Genomic DNA, 19,922 nt, shown 5'->3' with positions numbered 1-19,922 from the left:
GAGTAATTAATCTATCTCTTACCTTGGTAATTAGGCAAGCAATAATCATTAATTTTAGCTAGACGTTGACCGTAAATGACTGTGAATAGGCGAGCAATTTAGTTTAATTGGTATTAGAATAGGCGGCCCATTTCTCTGACTCTGAAGCTCAATGGAACAAGTGATAGATGATCCCCAATTAGACCCATTATCCTCAAGTCTGCAGTCAGTGTTCGGCTATCGGACATTTAGAAATGGTCAAAAAGAGGTGATAGAGCAGATTTGTTCAGGTTATGATTGCTTGGTTATCATGCCTACTGGTGGCGGAAAGAGTTTGTGTTATCAGCTGCCTGCTTTGCAGCTACCAGGGTTGACGGTTGTGGTTTCCCCACTTATTTCTTTAATGAAGGATCAGGTTGATAGCTTGATACAGATGGGGGTGAGTGCAGCTTATCTTAATTCTTCTTTGCCTAGGGAGGAGAGTGCAAAAATTTTACAGAGGATGCACAGTGGTGAACTCAAATTACTCTACGTTTCACCGGAGCGTTTATTACAAGGGTATTTTATTGATAGGCTGCATGAGCTGCATATTTCCCTTTTTGCAATAGATGAAGCGCATTGTATCTCTCAATGGGGGCATGATTTTAGGCCTGAATATGCCGCACTCGGTAAGCTCAGAGAGTGCTTTCCTTATGTGCCTATTATGGCGTTAACAGCGACGGCCGATCAGGCTACCCGAAAAGATATTTGTGATCGGTTAACCATTACACCTTACTCATTGCTAACAAGCTTTGATAGGCCGAATATTCGTTATACCGTGGCTGAGAAGCTCAATGCAGCGAACCAACTACGTCAGTTTATTGTTGATCAAAATGGTAACAGTGGCATTATCTATTGCAGTAGCCGTCGTCGTGTTGATGAAGTGGCTGAACGTCTTAGTTTACAAGGCCATAATGCCGCCGCCTACCATGCGGGGAAAACGCAGGAAGAGCGAGCTGATGTCCAAGACAGATTTCTTAAGGATCAACTGGATATCGTGGTGGCTACGGTGGCGTTTGGTATGGGTATTAATAAGTCTAATGTGCGTTATGTTGTGCATTACGATATACCTAAAAGTGTCGAGTCTTATTATCAGGAAACAGGAAGAGCAGGGCGAGATGGCCTAGAAGCTGAAGCTTTGTTATTATTCGACCCTGCCGATATCGGTCGGGTGCGACACCTTATTGAACAGTCTGAGCCCAGCCCACAGCAACAAGTCGAATTTCATAAGCTCAATACAATGGCCGCTTTTGCCGAGGCGCAGACGTGTCGACGTCAGGTACTACTGCATTATTTTGATGAGAGTGCTTTAGAGCCTTGTGGTAACTGTGATATTTGCTTAGATCCCCCTAAACGTTATAACGGTATTCAAGATGCACAGAAGGTGCTTTCTTGTATCTACCGTTTAGATCAACGTTTTGGTATTAATCACCTTATTGAGGTGCTTAGAGGGTCTAAAGCTGCGACTGTACTCGATAGAGGCCACAATAAATTATCGACTTGGGGGATTGGCAAAGACAAAAGTCATGAATTTTGGTTGAGTATTATACGGCAAATTATTCATCTGGGATTTGCCAGTCAAGATATCACTCGCGGTTCTTCAGTTAAGTTAAATTCATCAGCACGCTCAGTATTGAAAGGTGAGGTTGAACTGTTGTTAGCTGAGCCTAGAATGGTTCTGCAAAGTATTACTAAGCGGCGAGGTCATACGACTAAGGCACCGCTTAATTATGATCGTAAGTTATTTGCGCGACTGAAGCAGCTGAGGCGTAAATTGGCAGAAGAGTTAGATGTACCACCTTATCTAGTCTTTAATGATGCTAGTTTGGCAGAAATGGCGGCACTATTGCCAACAAGCCCTGGTGAAATGTTGGCTGTTAATGGTGTGGGAGAGCGTAAATTGACCCGCTTTGGTGGTGAGTTTCTTGATGAGATCAGTCACTATTTAACAGAAGGGTAATGGTGCTTTGAGGTTCTATTTTTCAGTGTTTAAAAAAATAGTCTGTTAATAGAGAATTTAGATTTAGGATTAAATTTCATAATTATTAAGCTAACGAAATGAAATAGCTCGAATTATGGTTGTGCAATTGGATTTTTTCTGGCCGAATCAGCACAAGATGAGAAAAATGGAGTTGACACTTGCTGCTGCACACGTTAAAAATTAACCTGTCTATCAAAAAACGCACGCATAAGTTATTTATGTGATTGCCATATAACAGTACTCATAATATCAATGAACATTAGCATGGCATTACTTAACCTCCTCATTCTCGCGGTCTCTGCGCGGAGGTAGTGTTGTATGCTTGATAGCCACCAACATTCAAACCCCGCGCTACCAGTCGCGGGTTTTTTGTTTATGTACTGCAGCAACTTAGGTGCAGGATATAAAAATAGCGATGCCACGGAGAAACCAGATGTCTAATCGAGTGATCATTTTTGATACAACCCTGCGTGACGGGGAGCAAGCTTTAGCGGCGAGTTTAACGGCTAAGGAAAAGCTACAGATAGCACTCGCACTGGAACGTTTAGGTGTCGATGTGATGGAGGTCGGCTTTCCGATCTCCTCGCCAGGTGATTTTAAATCAGTAGCGGCCATTGCACAAACAGTTAAAAATAGTCGAGTGTGCGCGTTAGCCAGAGCGCTTGAAAAGGATATCGATGCCGCAGTACAGTCTTTGTCTGCTGCAGCTCAATTTCGTATTCATACTTTTATCTCTACGTCGACAATTCATGTTGAAAATAAATTGAAACGTTCTTTTGAACAGGTGTTAGAGATGGCTGTTGGGGCGGTCAAGTATGCTCGCCGTTTTACCGATGACGTTGAGTTTTCTTGTGAGGATGCAGGGCGTACGCCTATTGATAACTTGTGCCGTATGGTCGAGGAGGCGATTAAAGCTGGTGCGAGGACGATTAATATTCCAGATACTGTTGGTTACACAATTCCTGGTGAGTTCGGTGGTATTATTGAAACATTATTTAATCGAGTACCAAATATCGATAAAGCAGTTATCTCCGTTCACTGTCATGATGATCTTGGTCTTTCTGTCGCTAATTCAATTACAGCGGTTCAGCATGGTGCACGTCAGATTGAATGCACAGTAAATGGCATTGGTGAGCGTGCAGGTAATTGCTCACTTGAAGAAATAGCCATGATATTGTCGACGCGTAAAGGCTTGTTAGGATTAGAAACGGGGATCAATGCTAAAGAAATTCACCGTACATCTAGCTTAGTCAGTCAGTTATGTAACATGCCTGTACAGGCGAATAAAGCCATTGTGGGTGCAAATGCTTTTACTCATTCGTCAGGTATCCATCAAGATGGTATGTTAAAATCACAAAATACCTATGAGATTATGACGCCTGAAAGCATCGGTCTTTCGCGTAACAATTTGAATATGACATCGCGTTCAGGTCGGCATGTGATTAAACATCGCATGGAAGAGATGGGTTATGGTGATCAAGATTATGACATTGATGTTTTGTATGAGTCATTTTTAAAGCTAGCGGATAAAAAAGGCCAGGTTTTTGACTACGATTTAGAGGCGTTGGCTTTTATGGAATCTTTAGCTGAAAATGAATCATATTACGAACTCAAACAGCTAGTTGTCCATTCTGATTCTATGCAAGGTAATGCAACAGCAACCATCAAGATTGAGGTAGATGGTCAGGTAATTACCGAAGCTGCAACGGGCAATGGCCCTGTTGATGCAGCCTACAACGCCATTGCTCGTGCCAGTGAATGTGAGATTGAGATAACCAGTTATAAGTTAAGTGCTAAAGGTGAAGGGCAAGATGCCTTAGGGCAAGTGGACATAGACGCCTGTTATCAAGGGCAAAGTTTCCATGGTATGGGGCTAGCAACGGATGTAGTTGAAGCATCAGCACAAGCATTAGTACATGTGATGAATTTGACTTGGCGTGCAGATAAAGTTGCTGATTGTAAGCAGAAAATTGGAAATAAACCGAATTCGCTTGGCGGTGTGTAGCCTTATCGCAGTGGCAAGAAACGATAACAATATTAATATTAAAGAGCAGGAGTGATGTGTCGCATGAGTTATAAAATAGCAGTATTAGCTGGAGATGGAATTGGACCTGAGGTGATGGCTGAGGCGCGCAAAGTGCTGAGTGCTGTTGAGGAGCGATTCGAGCTTGCTATTGAATATAGCGAATATGATATTGGTGGTGCAGCGATTGATAATCATGGCTGTCCGCTACCAGAGACGACATTAGAAGGGTGTGAAGCGGCTGATGCCATTTTATTTGGTTCTGTGGGCGGTCCCAAATGGGAGCATTTACCTCCTAATGATCAACCTGAACGTGGAGCCTTGTTACCACTTCGTGGTCATTTTGAGTTATTTTGCAATATGCGTCCAGCCAAGTTGCACTCAGGCTTAGAACATATGTCTCCCTTGCGTAGTGATATCTCATCAAAAGGGTTTGATGTCTTGTGTGTACGAGAATTAACAGGTGGTATCTATTTTGGTAAACCTAAAGGTCGCCAAGGTGAGGGAGAGCATGAAGAAGCATTTGATACCATGCGCTATAGCCGTAAAGAGATCACTCGTATTGCCAAAATTGCCTTTGAAGCAGCGCAAGGTCGCCGTAATAAAGTCACTTCAGTAGATAAAGCAAATGTACTGGCTTGCTCAGTACTTTGGCGTGAAGTTGTTGAAGAAGTTGCAAAAGATTTCCCTGATGTCGAGCTTGAACATATTTATATTGATAACGCGACTATGCAGTTACTGCGTCGGCCCAATGAGTTTGATGTCATGCTGTGTTCTAATTTGTTCGGTGACATTATTTCAGATGAGATAGCCATGTTAACGGGTTCTATGGGATTGCTGTCATCGGTCAGCATGAACAGTAAAGGTTTTGGTTTATATGAGCCTGCAGGTGGCAGTGCCCCTGATATCGCAGGCCAAGGTATTGCAAACCCTATAGCACAAATTCTATCTGCCGCACTCTTGCTACGCCATAGCTTGAAATTGGAAGCTGCAGCAGTGGCAATAGAAACCGCAGTAGGTAAAGCGCTTAGCGATGGGTACTTGACTGGAGAGTTATTACCTGTGCTTGAGCGTGCAACAGCTAAGAGCACTTCACAAATGGGCGATTATATTGCTCAAGTGATTAGAGAGGGGGCATAACTCATGGCTAAAACATTATATGAAAAGGTGTGGGACAGTCATGTAGTTGTGGCTACCGAAGGTGAAGCACCACTTATTTATGTGGATAGACATTTAGTTCATGAGGTGACTTCCCCTCAGGCATTTAGTGGTTTGAAGGTGGCAGGTCGTAAATTAAGGGCGCCGGAGAAAACGTTTGCCACTATGGATCACAACACCTCCACTAAGAGTGCTAGCCTAGATGCATTAAGCCCTATGGCACGTATTCAGGTTGAGACTTTGCAGGATAACTGTAAAGAATTTGGTGTTCGTTTGTATGATATTCACCATAAGAACCAAGGGATTGTTCATGTTATGGGTCCTGAGCTAGGGATCACATTACCGGGAACCGTCATTGTGTGTGGCGACTCGCATACTGCAACTCATGGTGCATTTGGGGCGCTTGCATTTGGGATTGGCACCTCTGAAGTTGAACATGTTATGGCAACGCAAACACTACGCCAAAATAAAGCTAAAACGATGAAAATCGAAGTGGTTGGACATGTGACTCCAGGCATTACCGCAAAAGATATTGTGCTAGCTATTATCGGAAAAATAGGCATGGATGGCGGCACTGGGTATGTTGTCGAGTTTTGTGGTGAAGCTATTGAGTCGCTCTCAATGGAAGGCCGTATGACAGTATGTAATATGGCGATTGAAATGGGTGCTAAGGCCGGCATGATTGCATCAGATGCAACCACAGTTAACTACCTTAAGGGACGCGAGTTTACACCTAAAGGAGAAGCATGGGAGCAAGCGATTGCTGCGTGGAGTGAACTGAGTACTGATAAAGGTGCCGTATTTGATGCAACTGTGGTACTTGAGGCTGCCGATATAGCGCCGCAACTGACTTGGGGTACGAACCCTGGACAAGTTGTGGCCATCGATGGCTTAGTGCCAAACCCCGAAGATGAGTCGAATGCTACGGTTAGGGCAAGTATAGAAAAAGCATTAAAGTACGTAGCGCTTACAGCGGGTACTTGTATGAAAGATGTGAGTATCAATAAGGTCTTTATCGGTTCTTGTACGAACTCTCGCATTGAAGATTTACGCGATGCCGCTTTTCACGCGAAGGGAAAAAAGGTGGCGGTAGGGGTTACGGCTATTGTTGTTCCAGGTTCTGGTTTAGTCAAAGAGCAGGCAGAAGCAGAGGGCTTAGATAAGATTTTTATTGAAGCAGGGTTTGAGTGGCGTTTACCGGGTTGTTCTATGTGCTTAGCGATGAATGATGATCGATTGGAGGCCGGCGATCGCTGTGCTTCGACCAGTAATCGTAATTTCGAAGGGCGTCAGGGACGAGGGAGTCGTACACACCTTGTCAGTCCTGCCATGGCCGCAGCTGCTGCTATTGCCGGTCATTTTGTCGATATTCGTGAGATTCTTTAGGAGATAACCATGCAAGCATTTACGAAGCATAATGGATTAGCTGTGATGATCGACAGCGCGAATGTCGATACTGATCAGATTATTCCTAAGCAGTTCTTATCTAAAGTGACCCGAGATGGTTTTGGTGTCCATCTATTTCATGATTGGCGTTATTTAGATGATTTGGGTGATGAGCCTAATCCCGCATTCAGTCTTAATCAAGTTAGGTTTAAAGGGGCTTCGATACTTATCTCTAAAGAAAACTTTGGTTGTGGTTCGAGTCGAGAACATGCACCTTGGGCTTTAGCTGATTTTGGTTTTAGAGCGATTATTGCGCCAAGTTTTGCTGATATATTCTATGGTAACTCTATTAATAATGGCTTACTGCCAGTATGTCTAACGAGTGTCGAAGTTCAGCAGTTAATGGATGAAGTTGAAGCGAATGAAGGTGCTGAGATCCTTGTCGATTTAGACGCATTAACCGTTACTTCTCCTTCTGGCGCTGTGTTTAAGTTTACGATCGCGGGATCAGCAAGGCACAACTTGCTGAATGGTTTAGATGCGATCGGTTTGACCTTAGCGTATGGTGAACAAATCGCGAGCTATGAAGCGCAACTACCGAGTTGGAAAGCGTAAGGTCTTTTTCGGATATATTAAGCGTTAATATGTGAGAGAAATAGGTCGAACAAGCTTAGGTTTGTTCGGCCTTTATTTTTTAGTTTTACGGTTTGCTTGCTGCCATCATAGTATTTTATTTTCTGTTAATTGAGGTTTAGGTTAAGTTTTATTAATAAAGTGAACTTCATAAGATTATACTCATCATAATACAATAATATTTTTTAAATCTAACTTGTATATGTAGCTTAAGTTTTAGGCTAAAACTAAGCTAACTTAATTAGAGGAATACAATGAAATCCTTTTTATTCGTCGCCATATTATCAGTTTTACCTTACAGCTTGATAGCGGCTCCTACATCTAGCGAAGTCGTTCAAAGTTTTATGCAAGCCTATAATAAACATGATGTTGTGGGCATGATGTCTCATACAAATGAGGACTTAACTTGGATGCATATTACCGGTAAAAAAATTGTCATTGAAACATCTACCAAAGCTGAATTTGGTGCGGCTATGACGGATTATTTCGAGAGTCTTGAAGGGGTAAATGCCACTATTGTTAAGATGATTGAATCTGGTAGTTATGTCAGTACCGTCGAGAAAGTGACTTGGGATAATGATGGCGAAGAATTGAGCCAGTGCAGTATTGGAACATTTAGAGTTAAGACCGGGAAAATCGCTGAGTTTTGGTATTTTCCTGCTCATGCTTGTGATGAGTTGAACCTAAGTCCGGAGCCAGAAGTGGGCGTTTTAAAACAGACTCAATATTAAATAATCTAATGTTTTTATTTGTATTAGATGTTGATATCGATGTGAGGAAGAGGAGAAGTGGCTTGTTCTGAAGTAGTGGTGTTTTTTTCATCTATTGTTGTCGTTTGTTGCTGATGCTCATTAAGAGAATTTTGCCTATCTTCATTCGTTTGTCGATGCTCAAGATTTGGTGGCAACTGAGATTGAGGCGATTCATGGCTATCTTCAGCAATTTCTGTGCTGTTTTCTGTTTTTTCAACAATTCGTTTACGCTTGATACGGGCTCGCACCGGGCGTGCCAGCATGGCGTAGAGACTGTCTAAACCTATCATAATACCTCCGTAGTGAGTCCCTCCTATACTGCTATATCGGCATAACTTGGTCAATATTTAATCTTAAAAAAGAAAAGTGGTGGAAAGAAAGTGTGAAGTTAGAGTGTTGAAAAATTAAAGATTGGGAAATAAAACCACTTTTAAGATAAACAAAGATTAATGATGTCTTACTCTGTCTTTTTTATCAGCACTTTATGGGTAGAGGATCCACTTTTACCCCTTGTTATTTCTATAACTATACCCATTGAAATATGCTGGTAACCCGCTTGAATACTGGATTTATAAATAGTTCTCTTGCTTGACAATACTTGCGTTCTATCTCTAAACTTAAGTCTTGTGGGAAATAGTGGATATTTGTGGATCTTTTACTTGATGTAAGGACAAGCTAACGTGTTTCGTGGTGCCAGTGCTATTAACCTTGATACGAAGGGGCGCGTCGCTATTCCAAAGCGCTACCGAGAGACACTGCACATTGAATATAACAGCCAGTTAGTGATCACCGTAGATATTCAGTCTGCCTGTTTATTGCTTTATCCATTGGATGAATGGAGAAAAATAGAGGCAAAGTTGCTATTGCTGTCAGATACCTTGCCAGCTGAAAGAGCAATGAAGCGGATGCTCTTAGGTTATGCCCATGAGTGTGAGCTTGATGGTAACGGTAGATTATTATTACCTTTACCCTTACGTCAATATGCACATTTAGGTAAGCATGCCATGTTGGTGGGTCAGTTAAATAAATTTGAGCTTTGGGACGAGACTGCTTGGCAGCAGCAAATAGATCAAAGCCGAGAAACGATTCAAAACGAAGAATTCGCAGAGAATGTACGTCTCGCTGATTTTTCACTTTAAATACTGAAATTAAATAAATTAGATAGTAGAAAATAATGAGTCAAGAATTTGCACATTTATCCGTTTTGTTAGCAGAAACGGTAGCAGGATTAAATATAAAGGAAGATGGCATCTATATTGATGGCACATTTGGTCGTGGTGGTCACTCCCGTGAAGTGTTAAAACTGTTAGGAAAAAATGGTCGACTTATCGCCATCGATCGTGATCCACAAGCTATTGCAGCAGCAGAGCAGTTTGCTGATGATAGTAGATTTTGTATTGTACATGGTGGATTTGGTCAACTAGCTAGCTATGTCGAAGAGCTTGAATTAAAAAGTAAAATTGATGGTGTGTTGCTCGATTTTGGAGTGTCGTCTCCTCAACTTGATGATGCTGAACGTGGGTTTAGCTTTTTACGCGACGGACCGCTTGATATGCGCATGGATAATTCACAAGGTGAAACCGCTGCTCATTGGCTAGCACGTGCAGAAATTGAGGACATGGCTTGGGTGTTTAAAACCTATGGTGAAGAGAAAAACTCACGCCATATAGCTAGGTGTATTGCAGCAGATCGTGAGAAAACTCCTTTTTTACGCACTAAAGACCTTGCCGATCTTATAGCAAGAATTTCTAAAAGCAAAGAGCGAAACAAACATCCAGCAACGCGAGTTTTTCAAGCGATTAGAATTTATATCAATAGTGAGTTAGAGCAAATTGATCAAGCGCTAGAGGGTGCCTTAACAGTACTAGCACCTCAAGGGCGACTATCCGTGATTAGTTTCCATTCGCTAGAAGACAGAATGGTAAAGCGTTTTATTCGTCGACATAGCCAAGGTCAAAGTGTTCCTCATGGGTTGCCGATCACAGAAGCTGAAATTGATAAAACACGTTTACTGAAAGGGATTGGTAAAGCAATTAAGCCTTCTGAGGAGGAGGTTGAACTTAATACTCGAGCTCGTAGTTCAGTGCTACGCATTGCTGAGCGATTGGCATATTAATAATAAGCGTAATAGTAATGAGTTGATATGTACATGCTATTACGCATAAAGATCATGGTAGGAGAAAGGTTTTGAATCAATCTCAATTTAATCTACCCAAAATTGTTTTGTATGATCTTTGGAATCACAAGTGGTTGCTGTTGCTGGCTTTTGCGGTATTAACGAATGCAATTGTAGTTGTCTATACAAGTCATGTGACACGCAAATATGTCAGTCAGTGGGATCAGATGTTGCAAGAACGGGATAAATTGGATATTCAATGGCGTAATCTACTTCTTGAGGAGCAATCCTTATCAGAGCATAGCCGTATCACGCGTATGGCATCTAAAGAGCTAGAGATGAACCGTCCACAACCAAAAGAAGAAATCGTTGTCAGGGTGCCATAGGTATGAATCAATTAGGTAAAATAGAGCTTAATTGGTGGCAAGTTTCATTAGACCGAAAGAAGCTGGATTGCTAGGAGTAGTATGAGCAAACAGGCAAAAAGAAAGCAAAAACCTCAACTTATTCAATGGCGTTTATATGTTGTTGTCGCTTTCGTATGCCTTTTATTTACCAGCTTAATTGGTCGGGCTGCTTATATTCAAATCATAGAGCCTGAAAAGCTACGTCATGAAAGCGATATGCGGACCTTACGCACTACAAGCAGAGAAGTACAGAGAGGATTAATCACTGATAGGAATGGTGAAATGATGGCAGTGAGCGTTCCTGTTAAAGCCGTCTATGCAGATCCTAAATTTGTGCATGATAATAATGGTTTTATTGATATGCGCCGGTGGCAGGCGTTAGCAGATGTGTTGCATGAACCTGAAGAGGAGATACTTAAGCGTGTTCAGGCCAATCCGAAGAAACGGTTTACCTACCTTAAACGTCAAGTGACGCCGGCTGTTGCTGAATATATTAAACAGCTAAAACTGCCCGGTGTGTATATGAAATCGGAATCTCGTCGCTATTACCCAACGAGTGAAATATCTGCTCAGTTAGTGGGGATCACAAATATTGATGATGTGGGCATCGAGGGGATTGAAAAATCTTATAATAATTGGTTAACCGGAACTGCATCTAAGCAGAAAGTGCGTAAATCCCGCGATGGTCATGTTGTTGAGCGTCTCGATATGGTGCATGAAGGTGAAAGTCCTAATGATCTTGTACTGAGTATAGATCAACGTATCCAGCAGTTGGCTTATCGAGAAATTAAGAAGGTGACCGAGATAAACCAAGCGACTTCAGCGTCCATTGTGGTACTTGATGTGAATACTGGTGAAGTGTTAGCGATGGCAAATACCCCATCCTATAACCCTAATTCTCGGGAAAACTTGCAAAGTTATCGCATGAGAAATCGTGCTTTAACTGATGCTTATGAGCCGGGATCGACCATTAAGCCTTTTGTTGTGGCAGCGGCGTTGGATTCAGGCAGTATTAAAGAAGATCAAATTTTTAAAACTTACCCTGGCCGCATGAGAATAGGGGGGAGAACTGTGCGTGATGGCAGAGATTATGGTGATCTTTCTCTTGCAGGTGTGTTAGTTCATTCGAGTAATGTAGGTATGGCCAAAATTGGTTTATCTATGCCAGTACAAGAGTTATTAGCTTCTTACCAGTCTTTGGGTTTAGGGAATTATTCAGGAATTAATCTTGAGGGAGAAAGTTCTGGCCTGATCCATGATCGCCGGCGTTGGTCTGAATTTGAAAGGGCAACGTTGTCATTTGGGTATGGTTTCATGGTGACCCCGCTTCAGTTGGCAAGGCTCTACGCCACTTTGGGGAGTAAAGGTGTACTTTATCCTGTCTCAATTTTGAAGTTAAAGCAGCAACCTGAGGGAGTACAAGTGATCTCTCCTCATGTTGCCCAGAGTGTAATGGAAATGTTGGTTGGTGTGACAGAAAAAGGCGGCACGGCCCCTAAAGCTCATATCGAGGGTTATCCAGTAGCAGGTAAGAGCGGTACAGTACGTAAGGCTGTTGCTGGTGGCTATGGAGATGACTATGTTGCAGTTTTTGCTGGAGTCGCTCCTGTTCATAACCCAAAGTTAGCTATTGTCGTCATGGTCAATGAACCTAAAGGTGACACCTACTACGGTGGTAAATTGGCGGGGCCTGTATTTGCAAAAGTGATGTCTGGTGCGTTGCAAATGCTGAATGTTGAGCCGATTTCATCTACTGAAAAAGTCCGCTTAGCAAGTACTGTAAGGAGAGCTGAATAATGTTATTACGGGATTTATTGGCTCCCTGGTTTCACTATTCTGGACCAGAGAGCTTTAACCAATTGAGCTTAGACAGTCGATCTATTAAGCCTGGAGATCTGTTTGTTGCCGTACCTGGCTACCAAGTTGATGGTCGCAATTATATTGATCTTGCTGCTAAAAATGGTGCGCAAATGTCATTAGTGCACACGGATGAGCCAGATGCTCATGGTAAGGTTGTGGCTGGCGATTGTATGCAAATTTTGTTTTTTCAATTGTATCGTCAGTTGTCCGCTTTAGCAGCTCAAGCCTATCCGTTACCGACTGATCGCCTGAAATTGATCGGGGTTACTGGTACAAACGGTAAAACCTCGATTACTCAATTAATGGCTCAATTACTTGTTTGTTTAAGTAAAAATCCTGCAATTATGGGGACTTTAGGCAATGGATTGTGGGGAGAGTTGCTTGATAGTGGCAACACGACAGCCGATCCCATAACCATCATGGGTCAGCTTAAACAATTTGATGAGCAAGGGGCAGATCTGTGTGCAATTGAAGTGTCGAGTCATGGATTGACACAGGCAAGGGTTGATGCAGTGCCTTTCGATGTGGCTATTTTTACTAATTTAAGTCGTGATCATCTTGACTATCATGGCACGATGCAGGCATATGGCGATGCTAAGAAAAGATTACTTCATTTTCCCTCTTTAAATTCAGCAGTTATCAATTTTGATGATGATTTGGGTAAACAATGGTTAGCAGAAGATGATACTAATCAGATGATTGGCTATAGCATCCATGGTGATGATGCTGAAGTACGTCAAAAAGCAACGATTTATACCCAAAGGAATTATTTTCACCATCAAGGTGTTAAATCAAGTTTGGTGTGGCCGGGCGGTAAGGCCGATATCGATGCGCCTTTATTAGGTGCTTTTAGCTTATCAAATCTACTCGCCGCTTTGGCTGGGTTGTATCAAGTTGGTTTTGACATGAATGAGCTGCTCGAGGCTGTGCCTAAATTACATGCTGTTATGGGGCGTATGGAGCGGTTCACTACTTTAAATGGTATCACACTGGTCGTCGATTACGCTCATACACCTGATGCAATCGAGAAAGTCTTACAAGCCTTAAGAGTGCATTGTGAAGGAGAGCTTTGGTGTTTATTTGGTTGCGGTGGTGATCGAGATAAGGGCAAACGTCCCTTAATGGCGCAGGCGGCAGAATCCTATGCGGATCGCTTAATGATAACCAGTGACAATGCTAGAAGTGAGCCGCCTAATGAAATAATTAATGATATATTAGCCGGTCTTACTCATGTTGATAATGCACTGACTCAAGTTGATCGAGAGCTCGCGATTAGGCAGGTTGTCGCTGAAGCTAAATCTGGAGACATTATATTGTTGGCAGGTAAAGGTCATGAAACTTACCAAGAGGCGAGTGGTGTGCGAAGTGCTTATGATGAAAGGGCACTTGCTCGACATTTAGCTCAGCATTATGTAGAGGTAAATACATGATCAGTTTAACCCTATCTCAGTTGAGTCAGCAGCTTAATGGGCGTTTACTCGGCGATGATAGAGAAATACACAGTGTGTGTAGTGATAGCCGATTTATTCCGAAAAAAAGTCTATTTATTGCTTTAAAAGGCGATAAATTTGATGGTCATGATTTTGCGTGTTTAGCCTATGAAAATGGTGCCAATGCCCTACTTGTTAGTCGTGAATTACCGTTAGATATTCCGCAGGTTTTGGTAAATGACACGCAAAAGGCTATGGGTGAAATGGGGGCTTATGTAAAAGGACTCATTCAACTTAAGTCAGTGGCATTGACAGGTTCGAATGGAAAAACCAGTGTCAAAGAGATGGTTGCTAGCATCTTGTCACAGCAGCATAAAGTACTCTATACACAAGGAAATTTCAATAATGAAATAGGTGTTCCACTGACCTTACTTCGTTTAGAAGGTGATGAAGAATTTGGCGTTTTTGAATTAGGTGCTAATCATGCTGGTGAAATAGATTATACCTCCTCGCTGGTAAAGCCTGATGTTGCATTAGTGAATAACGTGGCTTCTGCGCATCTTGAAGGTTTTGGTTCGTTAGCGGGTGTCGCTAAAGCGAAAGCTGAAATTTTTAATCATTTGAGACTTAATGGAACAGCAGTGATTAATGCAGACGATGCGTTTGCCAGTGTGATGAGGGATGCAGCAAATCAATTTACTCAATTGAGTTTTGGTATTGATTCCGATGCAGATGTAAGGGCGATTGGGCTTGAGCCAGATCATCGAGGTCGATACAAGTTTAAGCTGAACTATCTTGGGAGTTCAGTGTCTGTTAGTTTGCCACTTTCTGGACGTCATCAAGTCAGCAATGCACTTGCTGCAGCGACGATTTGTTTGTCATTAGGTTTAACCCTTGAAGATATACTTGCTGGTCTCGCATCCATTGAACCTGTTAAAGGCAGAATGCTGCCACTTGAGCTAGGCCGAGTTCGAATTATTGATGATAGCTATAACGCTAATCCATCATCTGTTAATGCGGCTATAGACTGGCTTCAGGAGGTGGGCGGATTTCGGTGTTTAGTGCTTGGTGATTTGGGAGAACTCGGTGACAATGCGGCCCGTTTGCATGCAGAGATTGGAGAGTATGCAAAAAATCAGGGGATCGATGCTTTGTTCTCTTTGGGTAAGCTAAGCGAAAATACAAGTAGTGCCTTTGGTGGGCAACACCAGTATGAGTTAGCGCCGTTAGTTGTTTGCTTAATCAATATGATGAACCAGTTGCAGGGGGATATCACTGTGTTAGTCAAGGGTTCGCGTAGCGCTAAAATGGAGCGTGTGGTTGAAGCCTTAGAAGTTGCCTACGGGCAAGGGGAGTTTGTTTAATGCTGGTTTATCTGGCTGAGTACTTAACCCAGTTTTATACCGGGTTTAACGTTTTTTCTTATGTCACCTTTAGAGCGATCTTAGGGCTAATGACAGCGCTGATGTTTAGTCTCTGGTGGGGACCTAAAATGATTGCTCGTTTGCAGATGCTGCAAATTGGTCAGATCGTACGCAATGATGGCCCTGAATCACATTTCAGCAAGCGTGGTACGCCTACAATGGGCGGTATTCTCATTCTAGCTGGAGTGTTTATTAGTGTACTTCTATGGGGTGATTTAGGCAGTAGATATGTTTGGGTTGTACTTTTTGTACTTGGGAGCTTTGGACTCATAGGCTTTATTGATGACTATCGCAAAGTGGTGCGTAAAGATACTAAGGGGTTAATTGCGAAATGGAAGTATATTCTGCAATCATTTGCCGCTTTGGTTATCGCTTTCTACTTATATTCCTCAGCAGAGATGATGGGGGAGACGCAGTTAGTGGTGCCTTTCTTTAAAGATATTATGCCCCAGCTCGGTGGTTTCTTTATTGTATTAGCTTATTTTACCATCGTTGGTTCGAGTAATGCTGTGAACTTAACTGATGGTTTAGATGGCTTGGCAATCATGCCGACGGTGATGGTGGCGGCTGCATTTGCTTTAATTGCTTATCTTTCAGGTCATGTACAATTTGCAAATTATCTACACATTCCTTATTTGCCTGGTGCCGGAGAGCTCGTGATTGTCTGTACCGCAATTGTAGGTGCAGGCTTGGGTTTCTTGTGGTTTAACACCTATCCCGCTCAAGTGTTTATGGGCGATGTCGGCTCACTTTCTTTAGGGGCGGCACTTGGTGTTATAGCCGTTTTGGTGCGTCAGGAGATTTTGCTAGTCATCATGGGAGGTGTTTTTGTCATGGAGACGGTATCTGTGATCTTACAGGTAGGTTCATACAAATTACGTGGGCAACGGATATTTCGTATGGCTCCTATTCATCATCATTATGAACTGAAAGGTTGGCCAGAGCCTAGAGTGATTGTTCGTTTTTGGATTATCTCTCTCTTTTTAGTCTTACTTGGCTTAGCCACGTTGAAACTAAGGTAATAGCATATGAAAAATTGGGCATCATACTGTGATATATCGCTTATACCTACTTACTTAGGCCTAAGGTAGTCAAGCATGGAGAAGACAAAATCTCATGTGGTATTAGGGTTAGGCGCGACTGGGCTTTCTGTTGTGCGTTATTTGTGTGAGCAAGGTATAAGCCCTTTGGTGATGGACAGTCGCTATCAACCTCCTGGTATGGATGAACTGACTCGTTTATACCCGCATGTAGAGTTCATTACAGGGGGATTTGATTGCCGTTATCTGGTGCAAGCTAAGCAAATTATTATTAGTCCAGGTATTGCTGTAGATACCCCTGAAATTTGTGCAGCGCTAGACATGGGTATTGAAGTGATTGGTGATGTTGAGTTGTTTGCTCGTGCGATTAAGGATAGAGAGCCTTGCGTTATAGGGATCACAGGGTCCAATGGTAAATCGACCGTCACTACGTTAGTTGGGGAAATGGCACAAAAAGCGGGTTTGAATTATGCCGTCGGTGGCAACATAGGGGTCCCCGTTTTAGATCTGCTGAAGGAACCTAAAGATCTTTATATCTTGGAGTTGTCCAGTTTTCAGCTAGAGACAACCCAAAGCTTAAATTGTATCGTGGCGACTTGTCTAAATATCAGTGAAGATCATATGGACCGCTACACAGACCTTGAATCTTATCGGCAAGCTAAATTGTCATTATATGATCAAAGTAAATGCGCGTTGTTTAATCGAGATGATCAACTCACTAAACCTAAAGATCCCATGAATCTGGATAGTTTTGGTTTATCGCTGTCATCTGATGATGGCTGGGGAATGAATCATGGCAAGCTCCTACACGGTTCGAGTGAAATCATGAATTTGCACGATGTTGCTCTAGTTGGCCAGCATAATCATGTCAATTTACTTGCTGCTATGGCGTTAGCCTATCATGTGGGCATTGACAATAATTCAATGATCCAAGTTGCAATGACTTTTACCGGCTTAGCACACCGATGTGAGTTGGTTGCTGTTCACAATGGAGTGTCTTACGTCAATGACTCTAAAGCTACTAATGTTGGCGCTACTGTTGCAGCACTTGAAGGGCTAAGCGCTCATCTTGGCGGTGTTATTTTAATTGCTGGTGGAGATGGAAAAGGTGCTGATTTTAGACCGCTGACCTCTGCGATTCAAGGGCTTTCTTATCTGATCACTTTAGGTAAAGACGGCGATGAAATTGCGACTTTTTTTGACGGAGCGATGAGTGTGAACTCTATGTCAGATGCCGTTAAAAAAGCAAGCTCACTTGCTAAAGCTGGTGATATCGTCTTGATGTCACCAGCATGCGCAAGTTTAGATATGTATGATAATTTTATGGCCAGAGGTGAGGATTTTAGAACTGAGGTAAATGCATTGAATAATGAGCAATTTGATGCATAAGGATGAGCGACAATTAAGTCTATTTGGCACAAATGTCACTTGGCGTTGGCCTAACCTTATTAAAGACAGAGATCCTCTTGGGGTGCAGTTGTATGACAGAACTCTGTTGATAACGGTACTTGGTTTAATCAGTTTTGGTTTTGTCATGGTGATGTCAGCATCAATGCCTGAGGCACAGAGTTTGACAGGTAACCCTTATCATTTTGTGGTGAGACATGTGGCTTATCTTGTTGGTTGTGTGCTGATTATGGCTACCGTGTTGCAGGTTGAAATGCATCGTTGGCAGCAATTTAGTTCCACATTATTGCTCGTTGTAGGGATTATGTTAGTGCTTGTGATCCCTTTCGGGACTTCCGTCAATGGTGCTACTCGTTGGTTAGCAATTGGCCCGATTAGAATACAAGTTGCAGAATTGGCAAAGCTTGCTTTTGCGATCTATATGTCTGGGTACTTGGTTAGACGTCACCAGGAGATAAGAGAAAATGCTAAAGGCTTTTATAAGCCAATAGCCGTGTTTGCTGTCTATGCGATCTTGATTTTAATGCAGCCTGATTTAGGGACCGTAGTGGTATTATTTGTCGGCACTGTCGGGTTACTTTTTTTGGCTGGTGCTAGGTTACTCGATTTTTTTGCTTTGCTATTAACTGGCGTTATGGCTTTTGTCGCGCTGGTGCTATTAGAGCCTTATCGTATGCGACGTGTCACCTCTTTTATGGACCCATGGCAAGATCCATTTGGTAGCGGTTACCAGTTAACCCAATCTTTAATGGCATATGGGCGAGGTGATTGGTTTGGTCAGGGATTGGGTAATAGTATTCAGAAGCTGGAGTATTTACCTGAAGCTCACACAGATTTTATTTTTGCTGTGATAGGTGAAGAGCTCGGTTTCGTTGGTATTATCTTAGTGCTGATGGCATTACTTTTTGTCGCATTAAGAGCGATTAAACTGGGTAATTTGTGTATCCAAATAGATAAGCCTTTTGAGGGTTATCTTGCTTATGCGATAGGAATATGGTTTTGCTTTCAAACGGTAGTCAATGTTGGAGCGAGTATCGGTATGTTGCCCACCAAAGGTTTGACGCTGCCTTTTATTAGTTATGGTGGCAGTAGTTTATGGGTCATGACAACGGCTGCGATGATATTAATTCGAATTGACCATGAACGTCGATTAAGTTCCATCCAAGCAGTTCAAGGAAAAGTGAATAAATGACGACTCTCTGTGCGGAGAAAAGTATTTTGATTATGGCAGGTGGAACGGGAGGGCATGTATTTCCTGCGTTAGCTGTCGCTAAATATTTAAGTCAACAAGGTTGGAAAATCCGTTGGCTAGGAACTGCTGAACGTATGGAAGCTCGTTTAGTGCCTCAACACGGCTTTGATATTGATTTTATCGATATTAAGGGAGTTAGAGGCAATGGAATACTGCGAAAAATGGCTGCACCTTTTAAGGTATTACGTTCAATCATGCAAGCACGTGAGGTGATTAAAGAGTTTAAACCCGATGTTGTTTTAGGCATGGGTGGGTTTGCTAGTGGCCCCGGTGGTGTTGCGGCGAGATTATCAAGGATCCCTTTGATATTGCATGAGCAAAATGCGATACCCGGTATGACCAATAAAATATTGTCTCGTATTGCCTCACAGGTCTTGTGTGCTTTTGAGAATACCTTTGAGCAAGCTCAGGTTGAAGTCGTCGGTAATCCTATTCGAGAGGAGTTGATAGCGTTAGGTCGAATGCCGAAAGAAGCTATTGATAAAGATGCATTAAGAGTATTAGTGGTTGGGGGAAGTTTAGGTGCCAAAGTGTTTAATGAACTGATGCCCATGGTGACAGCGGGTATGAGTCAAACACATTTATTAACGGTATGGCATCAGGTTGGGAAGGGAAACCTTCAGTCGGTAAAAAATGAGTATCAACGTTTAGGTTTAGATGGAAGCGTTAACGTTACTGAGTTTATTGACGATATGGAAGCTGCATACCGTTGGGCAGACGTTGTTTTATGTCGTTCTGGTGCATTAACGGTTTCAGAATTGGCAGCGATTGGATTACCAAGTTTACTGGTACCTTACCCGCATGCCGTCGACGACCATCAAACTAAGAATGCACAAGTATTAGTCAATGCTGGTGGCGCTTTTTTATTGCCCCAAGCAATTTTGGACACAAATAAACTGATCGAAAAGTTGCAAGTGTTAGCCTCAGATAGAGATGAGTTGACTAAAATGGGCTTGCGAGCAAAAAGTGCTGGAGTGGTTGATGCTACTCAGAAAGTTGCTGATGTCTGCATTCGGTTAGCAGGAAAGAATTAAC

17 protein-coding genes are annotated in these 19,922 nt (G+C 42.5%); 16 read left to right on the top strand and 1 reads right to left on the bottom strand.

Features of this window, described 5'->3' with window-relative positions; translation table 11 throughout:
• The first annotated feature begins 151 nt into the window (after window positions 1-151).
• From recQ to HQQ94_RS22150, 6 genes are all read left to right on the top strand, one after another.
• A complete protein-coding gene (gene recQ / locus HQQ94_RS22175; RefSeq protein WP_173296440.1) occupies window positions 152-1,978 on the top strand; it encodes a DNA helicase RecQ in 1,827 nt (608 codons plus the stop codon).
• A 454-nt stretch (window positions 1,979-2,432) separates the two neighbouring features.
• Window positions 2,433-4,004 carry a 2-isopropylmalate synthase gene (leuA, locus tag HQQ94_RS22170; protein ID WP_173296439.1) on the top strand — a complete coding sequence of 524 codons (1,572 nt, stop codon included), beginning with the start codon at window positions 2,433-2,435 and terminating at the stop codon, window positions 4,002-4,004.
• Window positions 4,005-4,067: 63 nt separating this feature from the next.
• Complete coding sequence (gene leuB, locus HQQ94_RS22165; RefSeq protein WP_173296438.1) at window positions 4,068-5,162, top strand: 3-isopropylmalate dehydrogenase; 1,095 nt, start codon at window positions 4,068-4,070, stop codon at window positions 5,160-5,162.
• A gap of 3 nt (window positions 5,163-5,165) precedes the next feature.
• Window positions 5,166-6,566 carry a 3-isopropylmalate dehydratase large subunit gene (leuC, locus tag HQQ94_RS22160; RefSeq protein ID WP_173296437.1) on the top strand — a complete coding sequence of 467 codons (1,401 nt, stop codon included), beginning with the start codon at window positions 5,166-5,168 and terminating at the stop codon, window positions 6,564-6,566.
• 9 nt (window positions 6,567-6,575) lie between these two features.
• Window positions 6,576-7,181 (top strand): 3-isopropylmalate dehydratase small subunit, encoded by a 606-nt coding sequence (gene leuD, locus HQQ94_RS22155; RefSeq protein ID WP_173296436.1) that lies wholly within the window; start codon window positions 6,576-6,578, stop codon window positions 7,179-7,181.
• A gap of 272 nt (window positions 7,182-7,453) precedes the next feature.
• Window positions 7,454-7,930 (top strand): nuclear transport factor 2 family protein, encoded by a 477-nt coding sequence (locus HQQ94_RS22150; protein ID WP_173296435.1) that lies wholly within the window; start codon window positions 7,454-7,456, stop codon window positions 7,928-7,930.
• A 23-nt stretch (window positions 7,931-7,953) separates the two neighbouring features.
• Here HQQ94_RS22150 and HQQ94_RS22410 read toward each other — a convergent pair whose 3' ends face one another.
• Window positions 7,954-8,241 (bottom strand): hypothetical protein, encoded by a 288-nt coding sequence (locus HQQ94_RS22410; protein WP_217274095.1) that lies wholly within the window; start codon window positions 8,239-8,241, stop codon window positions 7,954-7,956.
• Between the two features lie 390 nt (window positions 8,242-8,631).
• Here HQQ94_RS22410 and mraZ point away from each other — a divergent pair, with 390 nt between their 5' ends.
• The 10 genes from mraZ to murG all read left to right on the top strand — a co-directional run bounded on the left by mraZ (window position 8,632) and on the right by murG (window position 19,921).
• Window positions 8,632-9,090 carry a division/cell wall cluster transcriptional repressor MraZ gene (mraZ, locus tag HQQ94_RS22140; protein ID WP_173296434.1) on the top strand — a complete coding sequence of 153 codons (459 nt, stop codon included), beginning with the start codon at window positions 8,632-8,634 and terminating at the stop codon, window positions 9,088-9,090.
• Between the two features lie 35 nt (window positions 9,091-9,125).
• Window positions 9,126-10,067, top strand: coding sequence for a 16S rRNA (cytosine(1402)-N(4))-methyltransferase RsmH (rsmH, locus tag HQQ94_RS22135; protein WP_173296433.1), 942 nt, complete (start codon window positions 9,126-9,128; stop codon window positions 10,065-10,067).
• Between the two features lie 71 nt (window positions 10,068-10,138).
• Window positions 10,139-10,453: a cell division protein FtsL gene (ftsL, locus tag HQQ94_RS22130; protein ID WP_173296432.1), complete on the top strand. Its 315-nt coding sequence runs from the start codon at window positions 10,139-10,141 to the stop codon at window positions 10,451-10,453.
• A gap of 81 nt (window positions 10,454-10,534) precedes the next feature.
• The gene (locus tag HQQ94_RS22125; protein WP_173296431.1) at window positions 10,535-12,271 is read left to right on the top strand and encodes a penicillin-binding protein 2; all 1,737 of its coding nucleotides are present in this window, start codon (window positions 10,535-10,537) and stop codon (window positions 12,269-12,271) included.
• Window positions 12,271-13,764, top strand: a complete 1,494-nt coding sequence (gene murE, locus HQQ94_RS22120) for a UDP-N-acetylmuramoyl-L-alanyl-D-glutamate--2,6-diaminopimelate ligase (protein WP_217274094.1) — start codon at window positions 12,271-12,273, stop codon at window positions 13,762-13,764. The genes HQQ94_RS22125 and murE overlap by 1 nt, the downstream gene beginning before the upstream one ends.
• Window positions 13,761-15,128 carry a UDP-N-acetylmuramoyl-tripeptide--D-alanyl-D-alanine ligase gene (gene murF, locus HQQ94_RS22115; protein WP_173296430.1) on the top strand — a complete coding sequence of 456 codons (1,368 nt, stop codon included), beginning with the start codon at window positions 13,761-13,763 and terminating at the stop codon, window positions 15,126-15,128. The genes murE and murF overlap by 4 nt, the downstream gene beginning before the upstream one ends.
• Entirely contained in the window at window positions 15,128-16,210 is a 1,083-nt protein-coding gene (gene mraY / locus HQQ94_RS22110; RefSeq protein WP_173296429.1) for a phospho-N-acetylmuramoyl-pentapeptide-transferase, read from the top strand. The genes murF and mraY overlap by 1 nt, the downstream gene beginning before the upstream one ends.
• Before the next feature lie 75 nt (window positions 16,211-16,285).
• Window positions 16,286-17,617 (top strand): UDP-N-acetylmuramoyl-L-alanine--D-glutamate ligase, encoded by a 1,332-nt coding sequence (gene murD / locus HQQ94_RS22105; protein ID WP_173296428.1) that lies wholly within the window; start codon window positions 16,286-16,288, stop codon window positions 17,615-17,617.
• Window positions 17,610-18,827 (top strand): cell division protein FtsW, encoded by a 1,218-nt coding sequence (gene ftsW, locus HQQ94_RS22100; protein ID WP_173296427.1) that lies wholly within the window; start codon window positions 17,610-17,612, stop codon window positions 18,825-18,827. Before murD ends, ftsW begins: the two co-directional genes overlap by 8 nt.
• Window positions 18,824-19,921, top strand: coding sequence for an undecaprenyldiphospho-muramoylpentapeptide beta-N-acetylglucosaminyltransferase (gene murG / locus HQQ94_RS22095; RefSeq protein WP_173296426.1), 1,098 nt, complete (start codon window positions 18,824-18,826; stop codon window positions 19,919-19,921). The genes ftsW and murG overlap by 4 nt, the downstream gene beginning before the upstream one ends.
• Window position 19,922: the final 1 nt, after the last annotated feature.

The sequence above is a fragment of the Shewanella sp. VB17 genome (assembly GCF_013248905.1).
Lineage (GTDB): Bacteria > Pseudomonadota > Gammaproteobacteria > Enterobacterales > Shewanellaceae > Shewanella.
Note: the sequence above shows the minus strand (reverse complement) of the source record. Positions and strands in the feature narration are given on the sequence as shown.